The organism is Deltaproteobacteria bacterium, from assembly GCA_016219225.1.
In the GTDB taxonomy this organism is placed as follows: domain Bacteria; phylum Desulfobacterota; class RBG-13-43-22; order RBG-13-43-22; family RBG-13-43-22; genus RBG-13-43-22.
Map to the genome: position 1 here is coordinate 1 of JACRBX010000103.1, position 23,284 is coordinate 23,284.

Annotated in this window: 24 protein-coding genes; 18 read left to right on the forward strand and 6 right to left on the reverse strand. The window is 51.8% G+C overall.

Annotation, left to right across the window (positions count from 1 at the left end):
- Positions 1-101: 101 nt before the first annotated feature.
- Together HY879_09210 and HY879_09215 are read left to right on the forward strand one after the other, a co-directional pair.
- Positions 102-614, forward strand: a complete 513-nt coding sequence (locus tag HY879_09210; GenBank protein MBI5603524.1) for a DUF523 domain-containing protein — start codon at positions 102-104, stop codon at positions 612-614.
- A gap of 108 nt (positions 615-722) precedes the next feature.
- Positions 723-1,613 (forward strand): amidohydrolase family protein, encoded by an 891-nt coding sequence (locus HY879_09215; protein ID MBI5603525.1) that lies wholly within the window; start codon positions 723-725, stop codon positions 1,611-1,613.
- Positions 1,614-1,629: 16 nt separating this feature from the next.
- Here HY879_09215 and HY879_09220 read toward each other — a convergent pair whose 3' ends face one another.
- From HY879_09220 to HY879_09240, 5 genes are all read right to left on the reverse strand, one after another.
- Positions 1,630-2,037, reverse strand: a complete 408-nt coding sequence (locus HY879_09220; protein ID MBI5603526.1) for a HEPN domain-containing protein — start codon at positions 2,035-2,037, stop codon at positions 1,630-1,632.
- Positions 2,027-2,341: a nucleotidyltransferase domain-containing protein gene (locus HY879_09225; GenBank protein ID MBI5603527.1), complete on the reverse strand. Its 315-nt coding sequence runs from the start codon at positions 2,339-2,341 to the stop codon at positions 2,027-2,029. The genes HY879_09220 and HY879_09225 overlap by 11 nt, the downstream gene beginning before the upstream one ends.
- 11 nt (positions 2,342-2,352) lie before the next feature.
- Entirely contained in the window at positions 2,353-3,231 is an 879-nt protein-coding gene (lsrF, locus tag HY879_09230; GenBank protein MBI5603528.1) for a 3-hydroxy-5-phosphonooxypentane-2,4-dione thiolase, read from the reverse strand.
- A gap of 102 nt (positions 3,232-3,333) precedes the next feature.
- Positions 3,334-3,693: a type II toxin-antitoxin system HicB family antitoxin gene (locus tag HY879_09235; GenBank protein ID MBI5603529.1), complete on the reverse strand. Its 360-nt coding sequence runs from the start codon at positions 3,691-3,693 to the stop codon at positions 3,334-3,336.
- 173 nt (positions 3,694-3,866) lie between these two features.
- Positions 3,867-4,895: an alcohol dehydrogenase catalytic domain-containing protein gene (locus HY879_09240; protein ID MBI5603530.1), complete on the reverse strand. Its 1,029-nt coding sequence runs from the start codon at positions 4,893-4,895 to the stop codon at positions 3,867-3,869.
- Between the two features lie 149 nt (positions 4,896-5,044).
- Here HY879_09240 and HY879_09245 point away from each other — a divergent pair, with 149 nt between their 5' ends.
- The 12 genes from HY879_09245 (at position 5,045) to HY879_09300 (ending at position 15,774) form a co-directional block, all read left to right on the forward strand.
- Positions 5,045-5,326 (forward strand): MoaD/ThiS family protein, encoded by a 282-nt coding sequence (locus HY879_09245; GenBank protein ID MBI5603531.1) that lies wholly within the window; start codon positions 5,045-5,047, stop codon positions 5,324-5,326.
- 86 nt (positions 5,327-5,412) lie between these two features.
- Entirely contained in the window at positions 5,413-8,406 is a 2,994-nt protein-coding gene (locus HY879_09250; protein MBI5603532.1) for a phosphoribosylformylglycinamidine synthase subunit PurS, read from the forward strand.
- On the forward strand, positions 8,406-9,248 hold the full coding sequence (locus tag HY879_09255) for a phosphoribosylformylglycinamidine synthase subunit PurQ (GenBank protein MBI5603533.1): 843 nt from the start codon (positions 8,406-8,408) through the stop codon (positions 9,246-9,248). Before HY879_09250 ends, HY879_09255 begins: the two co-directional genes overlap by 1 nt.
- 53 nt (positions 9,249-9,301) lie before the next feature.
- Entirely contained in the window at positions 9,302-9,532 is a 231-nt protein-coding gene (locus HY879_09260; GenBank protein ID MBI5603534.1) for an addiction module protein, read from the forward strand.
- On the forward strand, positions 9,529-9,831 hold the full coding sequence (locus HY879_09265; protein MBI5603535.1) for a type II toxin-antitoxin system RelE/ParE family toxin: 303 nt from the start codon (positions 9,529-9,531) through the stop codon (positions 9,829-9,831). Before HY879_09260 ends, HY879_09265 begins: the two co-directional genes overlap by 4 nt.
- A gap of 83 nt (positions 9,832-9,914) precedes the next feature.
- Complete coding sequence (tmk, locus tag HY879_09270; GenBank protein MBI5603536.1) at positions 9,915-10,538, forward strand: dTMP kinase; 624 nt, start codon at positions 9,915-9,917, stop codon at positions 10,536-10,538.
- An 18-nt stretch (positions 10,539-10,556) separates the two neighbouring features.
- Positions 10,557-11,894 carry a uroporphyrinogen decarboxylase gene (locus HY879_09275; protein ID MBI5603537.1) on the forward strand — a complete coding sequence of 446 codons (1,338 nt, stop codon included), beginning with the start codon at positions 10,557-10,559 and terminating at the stop codon, positions 11,892-11,894.
- A gap of 97 nt (positions 11,895-11,991) precedes the next feature.
- Complete coding sequence (locus tag HY879_09280; protein MBI5603538.1) at positions 11,992-12,213, forward strand: addiction module protein; 222 nt, start codon at positions 11,992-11,994, stop codon at positions 12,211-12,213.
- The gene (locus HY879_09285) at positions 12,210-12,509 is read left to right on the forward strand and encodes a type II toxin-antitoxin system RelE/ParE family toxin (protein ID MBI5603539.1); all 300 of its coding nucleotides are present in this window, start codon (positions 12,210-12,212) and stop codon (positions 12,507-12,509) included. Before HY879_09280 ends, HY879_09285 begins: the two co-directional genes overlap by 4 nt.
- A gap of 307 nt (positions 12,510-12,816) precedes the next feature.
- Complete coding sequence (locus HY879_09290; GenBank protein ID MBI5603540.1) at positions 12,817-13,848, forward strand: DctP family TRAP transporter solute-binding subunit; 1,032 nt, start codon at positions 12,817-12,819, stop codon at positions 13,846-13,848.
- Between the two features lie 175 nt (positions 13,849-14,023).
- The gene (locus HY879_09295) at positions 14,024-14,491 is read left to right on the forward strand and encodes a TRAP transporter small permease (GenBank protein MBI5603541.1); all 468 of its coding nucleotides are present in this window, start codon (positions 14,024-14,026) and stop codon (positions 14,489-14,491) included.
- Entirely contained in the window at positions 14,491-15,774 is a 1,284-nt protein-coding gene (locus HY879_09300) for a TRAP transporter large permease (protein MBI5603542.1), read from the forward strand. The genes HY879_09295 and HY879_09300 overlap by 1 nt, the downstream gene beginning before the upstream one ends.
- An 84-nt stretch (positions 15,775-15,858) precedes the next feature.
- On the opposite strand, the gene HY879_09305 is transcribed toward HY879_09300, so the two are convergent.
- Positions 15,859-16,701, reverse strand: a complete 843-nt coding sequence (locus HY879_09305) for an enoyl-CoA hydratase/isomerase family protein (protein MBI5603543.1) — start codon at positions 16,699-16,701, stop codon at positions 15,859-15,861.
- Positions 16,702-16,901: 200 nt separating this feature from the next.
- Here HY879_09305 and HY879_09310 point away from each other — a divergent pair, with 200 nt between their 5' ends.
- The 4 genes from HY879_09310 to holB all read left to right on the forward strand — a co-directional run bounded on the left by HY879_09310 (position 16,902) and on the right by holB (position 23,223).
- Positions 16,902-19,937, forward strand: coding sequence for a DUF745 domain-containing protein (locus HY879_09310; protein ID MBI5603544.1), 3,036 nt, complete (start codon positions 16,902-16,904; stop codon positions 19,935-19,937).
- Positions 19,938-19,977: 40 nt separating this feature from the next.
- Positions 19,978-21,249, forward strand: a complete 1,272-nt coding sequence (locus HY879_09315) for a PAS domain-containing sensor histidine kinase (protein MBI5603545.1) — start codon at positions 19,978-19,980, stop codon at positions 21,247-21,249.
- Positions 21,250-21,701: 452 nt separating this feature from the next.
- On the forward strand, positions 21,702-22,118 hold the full coding sequence (locus tag HY879_09320; GenBank protein MBI5603546.1) for a nucleotidyltransferase domain-containing protein: 417 nt from the start codon (positions 21,702-21,704) through the stop codon (positions 22,116-22,118).
- A gap of 118 nt (positions 22,119-22,236) precedes the next feature.
- A complete protein-coding gene (gene holB, locus HY879_09325; GenBank protein ID MBI5603547.1) occupies positions 22,237-23,223 on the forward strand; it encodes a DNA polymerase III subunit delta' in 987 nt (328 codons plus the stop codon).
- Positions 23,224-23,284: the final 61 nt, after the last annotated feature.

Consider the following 23,284-nt stretch of genomic DNA (forward strand, 5'->3'; position numbering starts at 1 on the left):
AGGAAATCGGTATTAATGGGTCCTGAACGAATAACATTAAAAAATAAAGGGTGTTAAGTTTATTGCGCATCCTGTATAAAGAAAAATTCTGGGGGGACCTTTTGGAAACAAATCGTTTGTTGGGAATCAGCGCTTGTTTGATGGGGAAGAAGGTCCGTTATGACGGAGACCATAGACAGGATACCTTTATTATCGATACGCTGGGGAAGTTTGTGGATTTTGTTCCGGTCTGTCCTGAGGTCGAATGCGGTTTGGGCGTTCCCCGTGAGGCCATGCGTCTTGTGGGCGACCAGGAAGACCCACGTATGGTTACCATTCATACCCATATAGACCATACGGAGCGGATGAAGGCCTGGGCCTGCCGACAGTTAGCCGGAATAACCCCATTGGGCCTTCGCGGTTTTATCTTTAAATCCAACTCCCCCAGTTGTGGACTTTTAGGGGTGGATGTTTATGATGAAAAAGGGCTACCCACAGAAAAAGGGACAGGGCTCTTTGCCAGGGAATTTATAAACCGCTTTCCCCAATTGCCGGTGATAGATGAGATAGGCTTTCAGAATAGGCAGTTCAAAGAATGTTTTATTGCCCGGATCAGATTTGCGTCAGAAACATGAAAATGATCTTCTCCGAACTCCCGCCGGGGCGTAGGCCCCTCTGGGCCGGAGGCCGAACTCTAAACTCCGAACGTTATTTTCGTTAATTTACAGGAGATTTTTTCTAAGATGCTTTTAGATGCCCATACCCACGCCTTTCCGGATGGTGATCGTCATTTAGTGGTTGAGCGGATGGCCCTGTTGGATGGACATCTTCCCCCGGACAGCCCTCATAAATGGCAAATCTATAATGACGGTTCCGTCGAGGCCCTGGTTGAAGAAGAAAGAAAAGCAGGATTTGACAGGTTTATCCTTTTGCCTGTCTCCGGCAGACAGAATGGCTGTTCCCGCCTGAACCAATGGATGGCCGAACAGGCCGGTCGTTACCCCCAGATCATCCCTTTTTCCTGTCTCAACCCTTTTTCGCCGACGGCGGAGCAAGACCTGTACGAAGCCCTCTCTCTCGGTCTTAAAGGGATCAAGATCCACTCGGTCCTTCAGCGGATTTCCCCCCTCAACCCCCAAACCCTCGATTGGCTGGAAATGATCCGGTCATCCGGGTTGCCCATCCTGATGGACTCCATGAACCTGACCGGGATTCGACAACGCAAACCTCACATGGGACCCGTACTGGACTTCTGGGCCCCTTTCGAAACCGGCCCCAAAGAAATAGCTGCCTTAGCCGTGACCTTTCCTGAAATCCGCTTCATCGCCGCCCATCTGGGCTGTCTCTATGGCTGGGATCAATTAGAAGACCTTTATCCCCTGGAAAATGTCTTTTTCGATTTATCCTATGCCCAGGAGATACTCCCCCTGGAGGAACAAAGAAGGATAATCTCCCGCAAGGGAGTCGATCATATCCTTTTTGGATCCGATTCCCCCTGGCGCCGAACAGCCGATGCCTGGGACCGGTTCCAGGAAATGGGTTTTTCCAGCGGGGATGTCGAAAAAATAGGTGGGAAAAACCTTCAGACGCTTCTTGGTTTATCAGCCATACCGCTGTTAAGAAGGAGTGAATAAGTATACGCCAATGTTATCATTCTAATTTCCCTTCAAGATATTTCAAAATCGAAGCTCTGACCTTTTTTGCCAATTCAATAGCTTCCAAGGCATCTTCCTGGGGAATATCATAATAAACATCATCGGGATACCGGACTGCAACTCCATAACTTGATAAGGTTTCAATATCTTCAACTTCCGTTGCAATTGCCGGTTCGATCCCTTTGCAAAGGGCTGCAAGATCTTCCAGGGAATGTGTTTTAGGAAAATCTATCTCGTAATAGGTAAGGAAGCCTTTTAGGTATTTCTCGGCGCACTGTTGAGCGTGAAAACAGATGGTGTCACATGGCGGATTCTCGGCTGTTATTACGAATTCAGCATTTCTCAAATCATTTTCTGCTTTCTTGAACCAGGCCACAACCACATCTAATTTATCACTTTTCATATAATAATTTCCCTTTATGCGCAGCAGGGAACACTATTGTACCGACAATATCTTTAAACCGTTCAAATTCCTCCGGTGTCTTCACGATAATGTCTTTAGGTACACAAAGGTCTTTTAGCACTTTCCTTATTGATACGGCTCTCTTATGAGGTTTTTCATCGGCATTCATCACGATAAGCAGGTCTAAATCACTATTTTCTGTGGGCTGACCATAGGCATAGGAACCAAAAAGAATTATCTTTTGCGGACTGAAATTCTTTATTATTCTTTTTACTATTTCTTCAAGATATTGTTCGGCAGTCATAATAATTATTCTTAAGTATTTTTTAAGCTGTTGTATAGCTCAAAGGCCTCTTGGGGCCTGGCGTTATTATGGACCACGGCCCGCACGGCCTGGATCATGGCCACCGGGGAATCCGATTGAAAGATATTTCTGCCCATGTCTACGCCTGAGGCCCCTTCCTGAACCGCGTGATAGGCCATGGTCAAGGCATCTAATTCGGGGAGCTTCTTACCGCCGGCCATGACGATAGGCACCGGACATGAGGCGGTAACCGTTTCGAAGCCCTTCTCAATGTAATAGGTTTTTACATAATGGGCGCCCAGTTCGGCGCAGATACGGGTGGCCAGTCTAAAGTAACGGGCATCCCGTTCCATATCCTTGCCCACAGCGGTGACGGCCAGGGTGGGAATGCCGTACCGGGTTCCCTGGTCGACCATTTTGGTCATGTTGATGATGGATTGGCGCTCGTACTCCCCACCGATAAATACCTGGACCGCCATGGCGCAGACATTCAACCGGATGGCATCTTCAATATCCACGGCAATTTCTTCGTTGCTCAGCTCCTTCAAGATGCTGGTTCCTCCCGACACCCGAAGAACAATGGATGGGGAAAGGGAAGGGGGTATAATGCTTCGTAAAATTCCCCTGGTCAGCATGAGGGTGTCCGCCTGGGGGGCAATGGGCAGGATATTGAGATCAATCCGCTCCAGACCCGTGGTCGGTCCCTGGAAATAACCGTGATCCACGGCCAGCATGACGGTTCGACCTGATTTGGGATTGAAGATCCGGGCCAGCCGGTTTTTCATCCCCCAATCCAGGGCGTTTGATCCCTTAAGAAAAAATCCTTCGGTCTGCTGGGGAATGTCCGGGCAATATTTTTTCCCTTCTTTAAGGTCTTCCACATCGGGCATGGTCATTCTCCTTTATTGATTTTCGATGATTGAGCGTCCTCTTCGAATAGAACGCTCTGATAATATTCCTAATTATTTTTAAGGCCATGTCTTATCAAATGATTATTTTAAAACACCCTTTTCCTGAGTGCTTTTGGCGAGCTTCTGAGAGACAATGGCATTCAATGATACACCAGCTTTTGCGGCTTCGATGGCCAAAGCGCGATTTAACCTCCTATCAATTCGGACGTTAAATTGACCACTGTATTTTTTTCTTCCCGGTGCAACTGGAACCGGGGCACCGCTCTTTTGGTAGCTTTCCTTTACTCCCTCCCAGGCGATCGACGGTTCGTGCAGAGCATCTTCCGGTGATCCCCCGAAGGCGGATATGTTTGGCATCTCAACAAAATGAGCCAAATAATCCCCATCCTCATCTAAAAACACGTTGACCGTATGTCCGTAGAATCGATCATGTTTCTTAATTTTCAACCTCATATTGCCCGAGGGATTGTTCAACTCTGAAATTCCTCAAGAGAAAGATCCCGGGGGTTGTTCATTGCCCGGGCAAAAAGTTTTTCCCGTTTGGTCATACTGTAACTATATTATTTAGTTACTAAATTAAAATCAAGATATTTTTGAGGAACCTCTTTATCCACTTATCGCTGCGGTTCGATAATCACCTTGATTGATTCCTGTGCCCCGGCCACCAATTGAAAACCTTTGACCGTATCGGCCAGCCCAAAGCGGTGGGTGATCATCCGCTGAATGTTCAAAACCCCGGCCTGGATCAGTTGCAAGGCCCGCCAGTGGTCGGCCGGGCTTCCGGCATAGGAAGTGGTTAAGGTTATGTCGTTTCTGAAAAACAGATCGTTGATGGAAATAGGGACGGTTACCCCTTGATCCGTAGGGGCGAAGAAACTGATGGTCCCGCCCCGTTCGATCAGGGACAAGGCCTGAAGCTGGGCAGTTTCCGCCCCGGTACAGAGGATGACCAAATCAGCTAAACGGCCATGGTTTAAATCCCGGATCAGGACTGGCGTTAAATCCTGGGCCTTGACGGCCTCATTAGCCCCCAGGTCTTTGGCCGCCTTTATCCGGTAATCGCTGACATCAGTAGCAATAACCTTTCCGGCCCCCAGTGCCCTGGCCAACCCGATATGGAGAAGACCGGCGATCCCGCTGCCCAATACCAAAACGGTCTGGCCCGGAGAAATTCCGGCGATCCGCTGGGCCCTTAAAACACAGGCCAGGGGCTCAATAAAGGTGGCCGCTTCATACGACATTTCATCTGGTAACCGATACACCCCCCGGTCCACATTAATGGACGGCAAACGGAGGAATTCGGCAAATCCGCCGGGATAAAAATTGGTCGACCTTAAGGTATCGCAAACCGTATGGTGGCCGCTCAAACAATAATGGCAGGTATTGCAGGGTACATGATGGGAAGCGGCCACCCGGTCGCCGGCCTTATATTTTTTGACTCCCTCTCCTGTCTCTATGATCTCCCCGGCGATCTCATGGCCCAGCACTAAAGGAGCCTTGTGGATCCGGTACCATTCCATAACGTCACTGCCGCAAATGCCGCTGGCCTCGATTTTGATCAGAACTTCGCCAGGACCGATGATCGGCCTGGGCATCTCTTCGATTCGAATATCTTTGTTGTTGTAATACATGGCCACGCGCATGATCGGTCTCCCCTTTTCGGACTGAATTTTTGACGGATTATAGGACTTTTCATTTTTTTGGGCAAGTAAAACTCCGGTTCAATTCTGAATTCACCTGGCGTCCATGAGAAAAAATTGATTATTTTTTAAAGGGTTGTTATAATCTTAAGATGAAAAATAACCGAATCAAAGTGAAAATCAATTCCGTATTTGCCATAGGCGATACCGAGGCCTTTTTTGCAAAATTTAAGAAAAAAGATAATATCATTATGGAATTGGAAGCCGGGACCACCGTTCAGGATTTGCTTTTGATGATTCCTTCCATGGGGGACCCGGAAGAGTGGTCGGATCTTTTTCTCCATGTCTTTGTTAACCATAAAAATGTTGGTTTTGACCGGGCACTTGAAGACAATGACATCATTGATATCCACATCCCCCTTTCCGGGGGATAACATGAATTCCCATGATGTCAAGTCCGCCATCCGTTTTCATATTGAAACCTTCGGAGATGAAGACTTTTAAAATTTAAAGGATGACCATGTCTAATCGCTTAGAAATAATACTTAAACCCGAGATCCGGGACCCCGAGGGAGAGACCCTGAAAAAGAAGGCCCGGGACTATCTGGGTCTTAAATTGGAAGAGGTTCGGACCATTCAGGTTTTGACCTTTGATGCCTCCTTGACCCAAGAGCAACTGGAGGCCATCCGGACTGAAATTTTTACCAATCCGGTGACCCAGCTTTCTTCTTTTGAGCCTTTGGCCCAGGCCTTTGATTGGCTTATCTGGGTGGGATTTCTACCTGGCGTAAAGGATAATGCCGGAAGCACGGCCATCGAGGCCATTGAAGCCTTTCTGGAATTAAAGCTCCCCACTGGAGAGGCGGTCTATACTTCCCGGCAATACCAGATTAAGGCCCCGAAATTAAAAAAGGAGACCATAGAACAAATCGCCCGGGAACTCCTGGCGAATGATTTGATTCAACAATGGAAGGTTTTTACCAAGTCCGATTGGGACCCCCGGCCAGGAATCGGCCGGCCCATCCCCAAGGTGGAATTGCATCATCAGCCCACGGTCGCCGTCATCCCCATCGACTCATTGGAAGAATTCTCCAGACTGAACCGGGAACGGTCCTGGGCCTTGCCTTTGGGTGATATGGCCGTTATCCAGGACTATTTCCAAAGACCCGAGGTCCTGGAGGCCCGCAAGCGGGTGGGGTTGACCCGGCCTACGGATGTGGAACTGGAATATATCTCCCAGGCCCGTAGCGACCATTGTAATCATAATACCTTCAGGGGCTTATTTCGTTACTGGGATCCGTCCACGGATGAACGGGAAGAGATTGACAACCTTTTCAAGACTTGTATTGAAGGGCCTACCCTGAAAATTCAGCAGGAAAAAGACTGGGTGATTTCGGTCCTCTGGGATAATGCCGGTGTGGCCCGGTTCGATGAGGACCATTATTATTGCATCACCGCCGAGACCCACAACAGCCCCTCCAACATGGAGCCCTACGGCGGTGCCCTGACCGGGATTGTCGGGGTCTACCGTGATCCCATGGGCACCGGTAAAGGCTCAAGGCTTTGCCTGGGGAGTTACGGATTCTGTGTCGGTCCCAGGGATTATACCGGCCCGCTTAAACCCAAGCTCCACCCCCGAAGGCTCCTGGACGGAATCATTGAAGGGGTCCGGGACGGGGGAAATAAAAGCGGGATCCCCACACCCTTCGGCCAGGTCTTTTTTCATCCCGGCTATATCGGAAAATGTCTGGTCTTCGTGGCAGCCCTGGGATTCATGCCGGCCCGGATAAAAGAAGAACCGATAGAATTAAAAAAGACTGAACCGGGAGACCTGATCGTCATGTGCGGCGGCCGGGTGGGCAAAGACGGGATCCACGGGGTTACGGCCTCATCCGAAGTCTACAGCGAAAGCACCCCGGCAGGCCATGTCCAGATCGGTGACCCCTATACCCAAAAAAAGATGCATGACTTTCTGCTCGAAGCCCGGGATGAAGGTATTTTGGCCTATATTACCGATAATGGCGGCGGAGGGCTTTCTTCTTCCATAGGCGAATCGGCCCGTTTCAGCAATGGCTGCGAGGTCCGCCTGGACCAGGTTCCCTTAAAATATGAAGGGCTGGATCAGTGGGAGATCTGGGTTTCCGAGTCCCAGGAACGGATGACCGTGGGTTTAAAGCCGGAATACTGGGAGCGTTTTCAGGCCCTGGCCCGCAAACACAACGTGGAATCGACCGTCATCGGGACCTATAGCGATTCCGGAAAGGTTCACCTCCTTTATCAAGGTAAAACCTGTGCTTATGTGGACCTGGATTTTTTAAAGTCCGATTTCCCCCAGTGGACCTTTGAGGCTGAGTGGCAACCCCCGGAGGCCAGGGGACTTTTTGAGCCGGTGATCAAGGAGCCGGAAGAATATCTCGAGCTGTTAAAGACCTTACTATCCAGGCCCAACATGGCCTCCAAAAACTGGATTATCCGTCAATACGATCATGAGGTTCAGGGGGGCAGCGTCCTCAAACCCCTGGCCGGGAAGCAGCGGGATATTCCCGGCGATGCCGTAGTGATCCGGCCCCATCTTCCTTCCCTGCGGGGTTTGGCCTTTACCCAGGCCATCAATCCTGCCTATGGCCGGATCGATACCTACGCCATGGTGGCCGCTACCATCGATGAGACCGTCCGCAGGCTTCTGGTGGTGGGCAGCGATCTGGAGCAGATCGGAGGCGTGGATAACTTCTGCTGGCCCAGCATCCAATATCATCCCAAGGAAAATCCGGATGGAAAATACAAGGCCGCCCAATTAGTACGGGCCAATTGGGCCTTAAGGGATTGCTGCCTGCGGCTGGGCATCCCCCTGCTCTCCGGAAAAGACAGTATGTATGTGGACGGCTATATTGACGGTCCTTTTGGAGAGGCCCACCGGATCTCCGGCCTGCCTACCTTTCAATTTACGGCCACCAGCATCGTCCCGGATGTCCGCAACTGTGTTTCTCTGGATTTAAAAATTCCAGGCGACTTGATTTATCTCTTAGGAGATACCGGAGACGAGTTGGCGGGATCGGAGTACTATGATCTTTTAGGTTATGTCGGACTTAAGGTGCCTTGCCCGAGGGGAACCATTGAAAAGAAGCATTATCGGGCCTTGCAGCAGGCCCTTCAAGGGGGATTGGTGGCCGCAGCCCACGGGGTCTATCGTGGCGGCCTGGGGCCCCATTTGGCCCTAATGGCCCTGGCCGGCGATCTGGGCCTGGAAGTGGATCTGGCCAGGGTGCCGGTCTCCTCTTCCCTTTCCCCGGCCAGGATTCTTTTTTCCGAGTCTTGCGGCCGGGTGATCTTGTGCGTGGATCCGAAAAATAAAAAACCCTTTGAAAAGGTGATGGCCGGGTGCCGCCTGAATTATGTCGGCAGGGTGCGTAGAGATCAGACTTTTTATATCAAAGATGGAAAGCAGGCCTTGATCAAGACCCGATTGAAGCCCTTAAGAGAGGCCTTTCATCAAACTTATGGAGGGCTGATATAATGAAAGATCCTCGTGCCCTGGTCTTGACCGGTTACGGACTGAATTGTGACGTCGAAACCCACTATGCCCTGACCCTGGCCGGCTTTGAAGCCCAGCGGGTCCATATCAGTGAATTGATCGATTCGGAAACAGGGACAGCACAACCAAAATTAAACGATTATCACCTCCTGGTCTTTGACGGAGGGTTTAGCTGGGGGGATGACCACGGAGCAGGAGTCTTACTGGCCACCCGCTTGAAAACCAGGTTAAAAAACGACCTAGAAGAATTTATTGCCGCCGGTAACTTGATTATCGGCATTTGCAACGGTTTTCAGGCCATGGTCAATATGGGGCTTTTGCCGGGACTTCAAGGGCATTATGACCAACGGGAAGTGGCCCTGCTGGCCAATGATTGCGGCAATTTCAGAAACGACTGGATTCGGATGAAGGGGAATCCCGAATCCCCCTGTATTTTTACCAAGGGGATTGAAGGGCTGGAATTGCCGGTCCGTCACGGAGAAGGCAAATTTTATGCGCCGGAAGGCATATTAAATCAACTGCTTGAAAATAATCAGGTGGCTCTGTCTTACACCCTGCCTTCCGGGGAGGCGGCCCAGGGCTTATTCCCCTATAATCCCAACGGATCGTTACTCGATATCGCCGGGATCTGCGATCCCGCCGGACGCATCTTCGGGCTCATGCCCCATCCCGAAGGCTATCACCACTTCACCCAGCACCCTGACTGGACCTTGCAGAAAGAACTCAGAAAGCGTGAAGGGAAGGAGTTAGAGAATGAAGAAGGGGCGGGGCTGAAAATTTTTAAGAATGCCTATGAATACCTTGAAAATACAATCCATCGTTGAAGATCAGGGAGTGCTCAAAAGGAAATTCTTATCAAAAAACGGAGAGTGTGATTATGCCCACCACTTTTGATGAAGTTGAACAGCAGGCACGGAGCCTCTCGCTGGATGAACGGGCTCGATTAACCGAGGTGCTCCTGGAAACACTAAGTGATGAATCCTTGAAGAATATTCAAGCGGCCTGGCAGCGAGAGATTGAGGAACGAGTCGCCGCTTATGATCGAGGAGAGGTGAAAACCTATTCGGCAGAAGATGTCTTTGCCGAGGCCAGCCGTATATACCGGTGAAGTTCGTCCAGTTTATAAAAGAAGCCCGCAACGAATTCCTGGCTGAAGTGGCTTATTATCATGAAGCGGGTCCTGGCTTGGCCGAACGTTTCACTGCTGCTATTGAGGAGGCAACCGCTCGAGCTCTGGCCTTCCCCCAAGCCGGTTCTCCTTCATTTTCGAAAACCCGTCGTGTCTTTACCAAGGGATTCCCGTTTTCCGTCATCTATCGTCAGGAAAAAAAAGGGATCATCGTTTTTGCCGTGGCCCATCATGCGCAAAAGCCTGGCTATTGGCGCTCACGATTAGAAACCCGCTAACTCATTCCTCCCCTTTTTTTCTCCTTGACCCCTTTGGGGGCTTATTTTATACTCCCTTGATCACAAAGGAAATCTTATCGAACATGTTCATCACTTTCGAAGGCATAGAAGGCTCGGGCAAGACCACCCAGATCAAGCGGCTCAAAAAGACGTTAAAGGGGCGGGGTGTTTCCTGTCTGATTACTAGGGAGCCGGGGGCAACGAAAATCGGTTTGCAGATCCGGGCCATTTTACTGGATCAGAAAAATAAAAAAATGGATCCCAGGGCCGAGTTGTTTCTTTATCTGGCCGATCGCTGCCAGCATGTGACCGAAAAAATACAACCGGCTCTGTCTAAAAACCAATGGGTTATTTCAGATCGTTTCTGGGATGCTACCGTGGTTTACCAGGGACTGGCCCGCGGCTTGAATGGAAAATTTTTAAATCAAATACGTCCATGGGTCTTGGGAGCCATCTGGCCGGATAAAACCTTTTTATTGGACCTGCCAGTCTCCATCGGCCTGGCCCGGGCCTGGGAGCGGATCAACGGCTCAAAGGAATCTGAAAAGGAATCCCGTTTTGAAAAAGAGGCCCTAACCTTCCATGAAAAGATCCGCCAGGGCTATCTTTCCCTGGCCCGCAAAGAGCCCCATCGTTTTCAGGTGCTTGATGCCACCCTTTCCCCGGATAGAATTCATCAGCAGATAGTGGGCAACCTTTTACCTTAATTTTAAGGAGAATAATTTATGGAAAAGCAGCAGGAGAAGATGTCGGCCGAAGAAAAGAGACTGGCCAGGTTCCAAAAATGGTATGCGGCAGAAGAGGTTCAGTTCGAGAATCCGGAAGCCGAAGCAACCTACAAGGCGGCCATTGAAAGGTTCAGGAACATCGCTCTTCAAGAAAAGGTCCCGGACAGGATCCCGGTGATGGCCCTGGGTACTTTCATGCCGACCCAGGTATACGGATTGACCCCTTACGAAGCCATGTACGATGTGGATAAAATGCTCGCCACCCAAATCCGGTTCCTCCAGGATTACCGGCCTGATTATGGCGGCAGTCCGGCCTTGATCGGTTGCGGCAAAATTTTCGAAATCCTAGACTACAAGCAGTATAAATGGCCCGGCTATAACCTGCCGAAGGAATCGGGCTATCAATACATTGAAGGCGAATACATGATGGCCGATGAGTATGACGCCCTCATCGATGATCCCACCGATTTCTGGCTCAGGACCTATATGCCCCGGGTCTTCGGGGCCCTGGAGCCCCTGAAAATGCTTTCCCCCTTCACCGACATGTGGGAAATGGTTCTCGTCTCCGTTCAGATGATCCCTTTTGGTGTTCCACCGGTCCAAAATGCCTTCAAGGCCTTGCTGGATGCCGGAAATGCGGCCATGCCCTGGATCGAAAAGGTCGGGGCCTTTACTGCCAAAACCAAGGCTCTGGGTTTTCCTCCTATCTGGGGCGGCGCCTCAAAAGCCCCCTTCGATATCCTGGCCGATACCCTGAGGGGTACCCGGGCCATTATGCTGGACATGTACCGGCAGCCCGAGAAACTCGAAAAAGCCCTCGAAAGGATCACGCCCATCGCCATCAAGCAGGGCATTCGCGGGGCGAACATGAGCGGCATTCCAACCATATTTATGCCGCTCCATAAAGGGGCCGACGGTTTTATGTCCGACGCCCAGTTCAAGAGGTTCTACTGGCCTTCCCTGAAGGCCGTCATCCTCGGGTTGGCGGAAGAGGGGATTGTGGCCTTTCCCTTCTGCGAGGGGGGCTATAATAAACGACTGGAGTATCTCAAGGAGCTCCCCAAAGCCTCCAGCTTCTGGCTCTTCGACCGGACCGATCTGGTCAAGGTCAAGGAAGCCGTTGGGGGCAAAATAGGTATTGGTGGAAATGTTCCGGCCGGCCTGATCCTGACCGGCACCCCGGAGGGGGTCAAGGCCTACTGCAAAAACCTTATCGATACGGTCGGCCAGGATGGTGGCTACATGATGTCCTGGGGAACCGCCATGGATGAGGGGAAGGCAGACACCATGCATGCCATGATCGATTTCACAAAAGAATATGGGGTGTATAAGTAAGTTGTCTGAAGGGTGGAAAAGATGCCAGAAAATAACTTTTGAAGTCATTCCAATGAAAGCCGGTAGCCAGCCGTTATTATTTTTTTAGGAGAAAAATATGGAAACGGTAGATTTGAGAGAGATCAAAAGGTTAAGTGTTTCAGAGAGAATTCTCTATGTGGAAGAAATCTGGGATTCGATTGTTAACGACCAGCATTTACTGGAAACAACCCAGGCCCAAAGAGAAGAACTTGATAGGCGAATCTCTGCTTATGAGAAAAATCCTGAAGAAGTTACTTCTTGGGAAGAGGTTAAATCAAAAATAAAATCACGAAAATGACGAGGGAAATTGTTTTCCGCCCCGAGGCTGAATCGGAATTGATCGAAGCCTATGAATGGTATGAAGGCCGACAGCTCGGTTTAGGAAACGATTTTCTCCTCTGTGTTGAAGCGGCTCTTTCTTCACTTCAACGCAATCCCGCCCTCTACCCGGTTGTTTCTAAACAGGTCCGGCGAGCACTGATCCACCGCTTCCCTTTCGGCATTTATTACCTGATTGATCCTGAACGAGTTGTGATCATTTCCGTATTCCATGCCCGCCGCGACCCCAACCAGTGGAAATCCCGAGTACAATAAGATCAGGATTTCAGAACAACAAAATTTATCTCTTAAGGCGGCCTTATATGAAAATCCCATATGTTCCTTATCCCCTTCTTAAAAAGAGGGCCGTTTCCATTTAAAAAAAAGGGGAGTCGATTCCGGTTGTTTCCATCCCCGACCGGATCCGGCTTAAACGTAAGACAGGGCGCAAGTATGATTTATTGGAAGGATTTAAAGGCAGAAAACTTAAAAAATTTTTGACGAAGTCCACAAGAAAAAGTATGATAGCTGAACGTTTTATCAGACCATCTTAATAAAACCAACTCAATCTGGAGGAAGCATCATGGGGAAAAAATGTCTCGCCTTGACGGTTTTCTGTATCCTTATCCTTGGAGCAGTATCCTTGGGATTTTGTATGACCTATAAGCCGGAATATAAGATGAGTATTGTGGTTGGTCCTACCGGCCCCTGGGGAGAGGGGGCGGCCCGCTTTGCCGAAGCGGTGAAAAAGGCCACGGACGGTCGTATCAATATCAAACCCTATTACAGCGGCCAACTCTTCGCCGGAAAACAAACCAACGAATTCCTTTTGATGAAGCAAGGGGTCATCGATTTCGCCCTTGGCTCGACCATAAACTGGTCCACGACAATCAAAGAACTGAATCTTTTTTCCTTGCCCTTTTTCTTCCCCGATTATAAGGCCCTGGATGCCGTGGAAAATGGAGAAACCGGGAAGCGTCTCTCCAAAATGATAGAAGATAAAGGGGTGGTGGTTCTCGGCTGGGGGGAAAACGGCTACCGGGATCTGACCAACAGCAAGCGGGCCGTTAAAAAACCGGAGGACCTCGATGGTCTGAAAGTCCGGGTGGTGGGTTCCCCTATCTTTATCGACACCTTTAAGTCCATGGGCGCCAACCCGGTCTCCATGAACTGGGGGGAAGCTCTTTCGGCCTTCCAGCAGGGAACGGTTGACGGTCAGGAAAATCCGGTGGTCTCGGTCATTATCCCCAACAAATTATGGCAGGTTCATAAATACATGACGGTCTGGGGGTATGCCATAGACCCCCTCATCCTCGGAATGAGCAAAGAGGTCTGGGATGGTCTTTCCCCTTTAGATAAAGAGGCCATTAAAAAGGCGGCCGAGGAGACGGTACGGTGGCAGAAGAAAGGGGCTCGCGAAGGGCTGGAAGGGACCATGTCGGCCCTGGAACAATTGAAAAAAAACGGCATGGAAGTCACGGTCCTTACTCCGGATCAAAGCAAGGCCTTTATTAAAAAAACCCGGCCCGTCTATGAAAAATGGGAGAAAGAAATAGGTCCGGATCTGGTTAAACTGGCGGAAAAGGAGGTCCAGCAGGCAGGAAGAAAGAAATAAAAAAGAGAATATCGAATATCGAACATCGAATCATGAAGTGAAAATGATGGATTCTTAAAAAGCGCAGAGGTTTCCGATCCGTAGTCCCTTGAAAACGTAAATCCGGTGTTTAAATGGTTTGCTTTTTCCTTCCTTCGACATTCGATATTCTCTTTTATGTTCTGATTGAGGACTAATGCTCAAAAAAATTTCCGAACACGGGGAAGAGGCGGCCGGCGTATTTCTCCTTTTTTTTATGTGCCTCCTGGCCTTTGCCAATGTGGTAACCCGTTATTTTATCCGCTACTCCTTTGCCTTTACCGAAGAAATAGAGGTGGCCTGCCTGGTCTGGCTTACCATGTTGGGGGCCGCCGCCGGGTTCAGGAGGGGCATTCACCTGGGCTTTAATCTCCTGTCCCTCCGCTTCCCGATTTTCGGAAAAAAGGTGCTTTTCCCCCTGGCCACCTTTTTGACCTTTGCCACGGTCTTTCTTCTGATCTGGTTCGGCGTCTCTCAGGTCCGGGATGAAATCAGCCTGAACATCCAGACCGAGGCCTTGAATATTCCCCAATGGTGGTACACCCTGGCCATTCCAGTAGGTGGGCTCTTAATTTTGATTCGCCTGACAGAAGCGGCCTGGAAAGAGTGGAAAGGGGCCGCCTGATGGAATCGGTCCTGCTGTTCTTCCTGGTCTTTTTGTTCCTCCTTATCCTGGGCGTGCCGGTGGCCACCTGCCTCGGCTTTACCTCCATCCTGCTCATCGGGAACTATCATCTGGGCATCCAGGTCATTGCCTCCAACTTTTATGCCAATGTGGCCAAGTTCCAGCTCCTGGCCCTTCCTTTCTTTATCCTGGCCGGTCTTATCCTGGATCGCTGCGGAATATCCAAAAGGCTCATCCATTTTATCAGTCTCCTGGTGGGGCCCATCCCCGGAGGACTGGCCATTGTGACCATCATCGTGGGGGTCATCTTTGCCGGTATTTCCGGTTCAGGCCCGGCCGATACGGCCGCCCTGGGCGTCATCCTTTTCCCGGCCATGGTGGCCTTGGGATACCGCCGGGGCTATACGGCCGCCCTGATCGCCAGCTCGGGTTCCCTGGCCATTGTCATACCCCCCAGTATTGCCTTTATCATCTACGGGGTGATCACCAGCACTTCCATCCCGGCCCTTTTTGCCGCCGGGGTCATTCCGGGGGTAATGACCGCCTTATTTCTCATCATCCCTTCCTATTTCATTGCCCGAAAACACGGCTGGAAAGGGGGGCATTGGGGAACAGCGGCCGAGATCCGGCAGGCCTTTAAAGAGGCCCTCTGGGGACTCCTGGCCCCGGCGGTCATTTTAAGCGGCATCTATGGTGGGGTCTTTACCGCCACCGAAGCGGCGGTGGTGGCGGTTTTTTACGGCCTCTTTTTGGGACTAGTTATTTATCGGAGCCTTACCCTGCAAACCCTTTACGCTATCTTCAAAGATGCGGTCCTGTCCTCGGCCGTGATCATGTTCATTGTGGCCTTTGCCGGTCTTTTTTCCTGGACCGGCTCCACCCTCGGGGTGATGGACAAAGCCTCTTCCAGCCTCCTTTCTCTGTCTTCCAACCCCATGGTCATATTGCTGCTGATAAACGTCATGCTTTTTATCGCCGGCATGTTGATGGACGCCATTTCCATCTATTATGTATTTCTCCCTATTCTCATTCCCATCATGGCCTATTTCCATTGGGACCCGGTCTGGTTCGGCGTGGTCATGACCCTGAATCTGGCGATCGGTCAGATCACTCCCCCGGTAGCGGTAAACCTTTATGTGATTGCCAATATCGCAGGCCTTTCCCTGGAGGATATTTCCAAATCGGTGATCCCTTTTGTGGCCATTATGGTTGCGGCCCTTTTGGCCACCATCTTTTTTCCCCCCCTTTCCACCTTTCTGCCGGCTTTTTTCGGTCTGAAATAACCAGGGCCGGGGCGGCCCTTTTACCCTGTTCCAGGGTGATTTTTGGGGTTCCCTTTTGAAATGGACCACGATCAGGACCCTTCATCACTTGCCTTTGAATACCGGGGCCCGCTTCTCCTTCCGGGCCGTCAGGGCTTCTATGAAGTCCGCGGTGGCGAAGGCTTCATTCAGCCCTTTGTTTTCCAGATCCAGGGCCGTAGTCACGGCCTCCAGTAAGGGTTTATGGATGGCCCGCTTGGCCAGCCGGACCGCATTACCGGCCCCCTGGGGCGGGATCAGTTTCAAAGCCCTTTCCCGGACGTAAGGCAACAGTTGATCGTGAGGCAATACCTTATTGATCAAGCCCAGATCGAAAAGCTCCTGAGCGGTTAGCCGTTCGGCAAAGAACATGATCTCCTTGGCCCGCTGAAAGCCGATCAGCCTGGGCAACAGATAACTGGAGGCCAGCTCGGGAATGATGCCCAACCCGACGAAGGGGAGTGAGGCCCAGGCATATTCGGAGCAATAGATCAGGTCGCAGCAGGACAGACACATGGTGAAGGCCCCGCCAATGACCAGACCGTTGACGGCAGCGATGACCGGTTTGTCGAACTGCCACATCTTCAGGGTCAGTTTCTTCTGGGCGATATCCGTCGGATCGATCTGGGCCCTGACCTCATCGCTCATCGACACCAGACCGGCGGCATCAAAATAGCCGCCGCTGCTGAAGGCTTCTTTGGTGGGATCATCGGAATCGGGGTCCCTGGCCCCGGTCAGGATCATCACCCAGGCGGTGTCATCCTTTTCCATGGCCTCCACGGCCCAGAACAGCTCAAAAAAAGTATAAATACTCAGGGCGTTCTTTCGTTTCGGGATGTTCAGCGTGACCGTCACGATGCCGCTGTCTTCCTTTTGGTAGCGTATTTCCTGGAATTCCTCGATTTTCATAGCCCTTCCCCTTTCCCTAAAGATGAAAAAGAGTATAAAATAGAAAGCTAAAAAGGTTCAAGAAGAAAAAAGACCGAATTTTTCTTTTGACGAACCCCTCAGGGAGGTATACGATCAATAATTGAAGAAAAACTCATTGAAGGAACCCTCTAAAATCGGAGGGTTCCGCATCACCGGACGGACCAGGAAAGGGAAGCCAAATGGTAAAAAAGAAGGGCCCCGGCCCTGAAAAAGGACCAGGCGCAGCGGTTGAGGTCCCACCCAAGGCCAAAACGGAAGCGGTCAAACCTCAGGAATCGGGCTTTCCCATCGTCGGGATCGGCGCCTCGGCCGGGGGGTTGGCCGCCATCGAGGCCTTCTTTGCCGCTATGCCCCCGGACACGGAAACCGGGATGGCCTTTGTGGTGGTGCAGCATCTGGACCCCGACCACAAAAGCATCCTGATCGATCTGGTCAGACAGTACACCCGGATGCGGGTTTTCAAGGTGGAGGACGGGATGGAGGTAGAGCCCAACTGCGTCTATGTCATTCCGCCGAACAGGGATATGGCCTTTTTGAACGGCAAGCTGCACCTGCTGGAACCCGAGGCCCCCCGTGGCCTGCGTCTGCCGATTGATTTTTTCTTTCGCTCCCTGGCCCAGGACCAGCACGAGCGGGCCATCTGCATCGTCCTGTCGGGCACCGGCACCGACGGCACCCTGGGGCTCAAAGCCATCAAGGGCGAAGGCGGGATGGCCATGGCCCAAAGTTCGGAATCGGCGGCCTATGACGGCATGCCCCGGAGCGCCATCGCCACCGGCCTGGTGGACTATGTCCTGCCACCGGACAAGATGCCGGAGCAACTGATCGCCTACGGGCAACACGCCTTCGGTCACCGGCCAAAGCCCGTCTCTGCCCCACCTCCCAGTGCCGGCGACAACCTGAAAAAGGTGTTCATTCTGCTGCGCGCCCAAACGAGCCATGATTTTTCCCAGTACAAGCAAAACACCATCCAACGGCGCATCGAGCGGCGCATGGCCGTGGCCCAGATCGACCGTTTCGAAGATTATGTGCGTTACCTGCGGGAAAACCCAGTGGAAGTGGAGTCCCTTTTTCGGGAGCTTCTGATCGGCGTCACCAATTTCTTTCGCGACCCGCCGGCCTTCGAATCCATCCGGGAACAGGTCATCCCCCGACTCTTTGCCGGCAAGCCCCAGGGTGCGAATGTGCGGATCTGGGTCCCGGGCTGTTCCACCGGTGAAGAAGCCTACTCCCTGGCTATCCTCATCCGGGAATATCTGGACGGGATAAAAGAGAACTTCCAGACCCAGGTCTTTGCCACCGATATCGACCCCGAGGCCATCGAAAAAGCCCGGGCCGGGATCTATCCCGACAGTATTGCCGCCGACGTCTCCCCGGAACGACTGTCGCGGTTTTTTGCCCAGGAGGAAAGCTCCTACCGCATCAACAAGCATATCCGCGACATGGTGGTCTTTGCCTTGCAGGACGTGCTCAAGGACCCGCCTTTTTCCAAAATCGATCTACTCAGTTGCCGGAACCTCCTGATCTACCTGGATGGTGAAGCCCAGAAAAAAATACTCCCCCTGTTCCACTATGCCTTGAACCAGAACGGTTATCTCTTTTTGGGTAACTCGGAAACGATCGGAGAGTTTATCAGTCTGTTTGCCGTAGCGGACAAAAAGTGGAAGATTTATCAACGCAAAGCCGTGGGTGTACCCCACGCCGTCATCGGTCCTTATGCATCGCCTCTGGAGACCGAGGTGGCTATGCGACGCGGCCGGGCCGGGGGCGAGCCGGCGCCGAAGGGCGGGGTCCGCCAATTAACGGAGCGGGTTTTGCTGGAGGACTATGCCCCGGCCAGCCTGCTGGTCAACGCCGAGTTCGAGGTCCTTTATATTCACGGCCGCACCGGCAAATACCTGGAGCCGGCGGCCGGGGAGGCCAGCCTGAACCTGCTGCGCATGGCCCGAGAGGGGTTGCGGATGGAATTGACCTCCGGGGTACGCAAGGCCCTGACCCAGCAAAAGAGCGTCCGCTACGAGGGCCTCCAGGTAAAATCCAACGGGGACCGCTCCGTCGTCAATCTGACCATCCGGCCGGTGATGAAACAGGAGGCCGGACCCGGACTGGCGGTAGTCATCTTTGAAGACGTGACGCCCGCAATCCAACAGACGACGGAAGCGGCGGAAGCGCCCATAGACGGCAAGGATCATCAGCTCCTCACGCTGGAGCGGGAACTGCGGGCCAAAGAAGAATACCTGCAAACGACCGTCGAGGAGCTGGAGACGGCCAACGAAGAGCTCAAGTCCACCAATGAAGAGCTGCAATCGTCGAATGAAGAACTCCAATCCACCAATGAAGAGCTGGAGACCTCCAAAGAAGAGCTGCAATCGATCAACGAGGAATTGGTAACGGTCAATACGGAGCTCCAAAAAAAGATCGAAGAGTTATCCAGGGCCAACAACGATATGAATAACCTCATGGCCGGCACCAACATCGGCACTCTTTTTCTGGACCATCAATTGCGTATTCAACGCTATACCCCGGCCACGACCAGCGTCATCAACCTGATTCAGACCGACCTCGGCCGGCCGGTGAGCGACATCGTCTCCCGGTTCAAGGACTATGACCGCCTGGTGCCGGACACCCGGGCCGTACTCGATACGCTGATCCCCAAAGAAAAACAGGTGGAGACCCAGGAGGGGCACTGGTTCCAGATGCGCATCCAGCCCTATCGCACCCTGGAAAACGTCATCGAGGGCGCGGTGCTGACCTTTGTGGATATCACGGAACAGAAAAAATTGCATATGGCCCTGGCCGATAGCGAAGAAAAGCTTCGTACCCTGTTCGAGATATTGCCCGTGGGCGTCTCGGTGCTCGACGACGAAGGCCGGATCGTCTATGTGAATCCGGCGCTGGAAAAGATGTTGGAGGTTCCCCGGGCCGATCTGCTCCGGAAAGATTACCAACGGCAGAAATTTCTCAGGCCGGACGGCAGCCCCCTGTCGGCAGGAGAGTCGGCCGCGGCCCGGGCAGCCAAAGAGCAGCGCCTGGTGGAGCACATCGAGACCGGATTGGTCAAGAAAAATGGGAGCATCGTCCGGACAGACATGAGCGCCGTGCCCGTGGCCCTGCCGGGCTGGCAGGTGGTCGTGGTCACCTTCAATCTCGGTGATCGACCGGAGGCGGCAGAACGATCGGCGAAACAGCGGATGGACAATAAAAAGGAGATGTAAATATTCCCCGGAGGTGTAATATTTCCGGAGGTGTAAAAAAATGGCCGAAAATAAGACTCCTCAAAATGATCGCAGCGATCCCTCGACAGACACAGGGCAGACCCTCCGACGGCAGGCCGAGGAAAGACTGAAGCAACAATCCCATGACCGGGGTGCCATGGCACCGGAAGAAACCGGCCGATTATTTCACGAATTGCAGGTCCACCAGATCGAGCTGGAGATGCAAAATGAGGAGCTGCGCCGGGCCCAGGAAGACCTTGAAACAACCCGGGACAGGTACTTTGACCTCTATGATCTGGCCCCGGTCGGGTATTTGACCCTCAGCGAGCACGGGCTGATTTTGGAAGCCAATCTGACTGCCACCCAAATGCTCGGCCTGGATAGAAGCCGGTTGGCCGGGCAGCCTTTGTCCCGCTTTATCTTCCGGGATGACCAGGACCTGTACTACCTGTTCCTCAAACGACTCTTCGAAGGAAAACCGCCGCCGACCTTTGAACTGCGGATGAAGGGAGATGACGGCAGACTGTTCTGGGTGCAGATGAAGACCGCCGTGACGCGGGATAGCGGAGGGGCGCTGGTCTGGCGGGCTACGTTGAGCGATATCACCGAGCGCAAAAAAATGGATGAGCGGCTGGAGGAATCGGAGAAACAACTCCGCTACCTTTCGTCGGAGCTGATGACCGCCTATGAAAGGGAAAGGAGAAAAATTGCCGGAGATCTTCACGACGGCATTGCCGCCATGTTGAGCGCTCTCAAGTTCAGAATTGAGCAACTCGGTGAGGTCATACCGGATGAAAAGGACCGGGCTAAGGTACAAGATCTCGTACTTCGTGTCAGACAGATTATTGATGAGACCCGCCGGATCATGGCTGATTTACGTCCCTCGGTATTGGATGACTTAGGCATCGTCCCGGCCATCCATTGGTTCTGCCGGGAATATCAAAAAACCTATTCCAGCCTGGTTGTTGAAAAACAGATCGCTATCGAAGATAACGAGATCCCTGATGCCTTGCACACTCCAATCTTTCGAATCGTCCAGGAGGCCATGAATAATATCGCTAAACATAGTGGAGCAACCTCCGTAACCCTCTCCCTGGGAAACACGGCCCAGGGGATAGAACTGGTTATCCGGGACAATGGGCAGGGGTTCGATCTGGGAAGGAAAATGCAAATGGACGATTCGAGAAAAGGCTTGGGACTCGCCAGTATGAAAGAACGGGCCGAACTTTTAGGAGGGACTTTTGCTATAACCACCGGTCAAGAGACCGGTACGACCATCCGGGTCTTATGGCCCATGGCCTCCCCGGCCTAACCATCTCAATTGTTCTGATTTTTCTTCTTGATTCCGGCCAGGGCCTATTTTATACTCTTTTCATCCCAAGCCCCTCATGTCAGGCAAGATGCCTGACCTATTTTTACTTGAGGCTCATGCCCGCTTGAGGCGGGCACCGCTGAAGCATGAAAATACCGCCGCCGTCGTAGGGGCGGGATTTAAACCCGCCCCTACAGCAAATATTACTTAAGCATGGAGTTAGCTCGTCATTCCAGCATGCTTTAAAGCCTGTCCCCGAATGTCTAAATCGGGGAGCGGAATCCAGGGACTTTGGTTTTCTCATTTTCTGGAAAAACCTGGATTCCCGATAAAAACATTCGGGAATGACTGGAAAAGTGTCGCTGTAGTACTATGGGACGCTACGAAACAGGAAACCGGGTTTCTCCGAACTCCGAACCCTTTAACTCCGAACTTTATTATCTATTAACGATATGGATATCAAACCAATAATAAACTACTTTGAAACCCGGAGGGATGTTGCTTTTGCCTTTTTATTCGGCTCGCAAGCCCAGGGAAGGGCGACGAAACTATCGGACGTGGATATCGCCGTATATTTTTATCCCGAACAAAGGCACCCCGTAGAGTACGAGGAAGAGGTTTTTTACCAGGGGGAAAATGAGATCTGGTCGGATTTGGAAACCCTTCTAAGAAGAGAAGTCGAACTATTGGTATTGAACCGTGTGGCGGCTTGTGTGGCGGCCAGTGCCATAAGGGGCATCCCCCTGGTCATTAACGACTGGGGGCTCTATCTTGACTTTATGCTGACCATAACAGACGAAGGCGACGATTTCATGGAATATATTATTAATGACTATAAAGAGAGAGCCTTAATTGAAAAAAGAAGTTAAATACAGGCTTATCAAACATATCTCCTTCCTTTCGTAGATCAGGCCAAGGGATACCTGGAGAGAAAAATTCTGGAAGCCGATGAGAAGGATTAGGGAAATAAACGAAAGAATAAATTAAATGTCCTTTACCCACATTCAAGGCCAGGACCGGGCCGTAGAAAATCTGAAACAATCCCTGCAAAGGGACAAGCTCCATCATGCCTATCTATTCAGCGGACCGGAAGGGATAGGGAAAAAAAAGACCGCCCTGGAGCTGGCCAAGGCCTTGAACTGCGACCGGCCCGGGCCGGAGGGGGGATGCGATCAATGCCCCTCCTGTCAAAAAATTCAGAAGGGGATTCATCCGGATTTCATCCATCTAAAACCCGAAGGGGTCAATATCCGGATCGAACAGATTCGCAATCTGGGCCAGCAACTGGCCTATGGGCCGGCCCTGGGCCGCTTTCGCCTCTGCCTTTTGGATATGGCCTCGGACCTGAATGAGCCAGCGGCCAATGCCTTTTTAAAAACCCTGGAAGAACCACCGCCGGGGACCCTCTTTGTGCTCCTGGTGAGAGATCCCGGGGAATTATTGCCCACCCTGGTCTCCCGTTGTATGACCATCGGCTTCAACCCCCTTTCCCTGTCCCTGATCACTGAAAAATTAATGGAAGAAAAGGGGCTGTCCAGGGAAGAGGCCCAGGCATTGAGTCTGGTGTCCGGAGGGAGCCTGGGGCGGGCCTTTGAATTTCTGAAGACCAATTTCTGGAAGAAGCAGGAGGCCTGGATCAGTCAGTTGGAAGGTTTCTCCCAGGCCGGGATGGCCCAGTTATTGGCTTGGGCCAAAAGCTGGCTGGGTTCCAGGGAAGAGACCCAGGAAAATCTGGAGATCGGCCAGTGGTGCCTTCGCGATCTTATCTGGGTCCGGGCCGGTTTGGAAGATAAAGTGTCGCTTCTGCCCCATTTAAGAGAGCGGGTCCGGGCCCTGGCCTTCAGCCTGCCCCATCATGTCTGGCTGAAACGGATGACCCTGCTCAGCCAGGCTGCGATCTATAACACCCAAAATGTCAACGCCCAGTTGAACTGGGAAGTCCTTTTTCTTAAAATGGCTAAGGATTTTTGCTGATTTTCCAAGGAAGGTCTTTCATTCCAGGCCGGAGCTAAGGAATGAGGATAAAACATAGCCA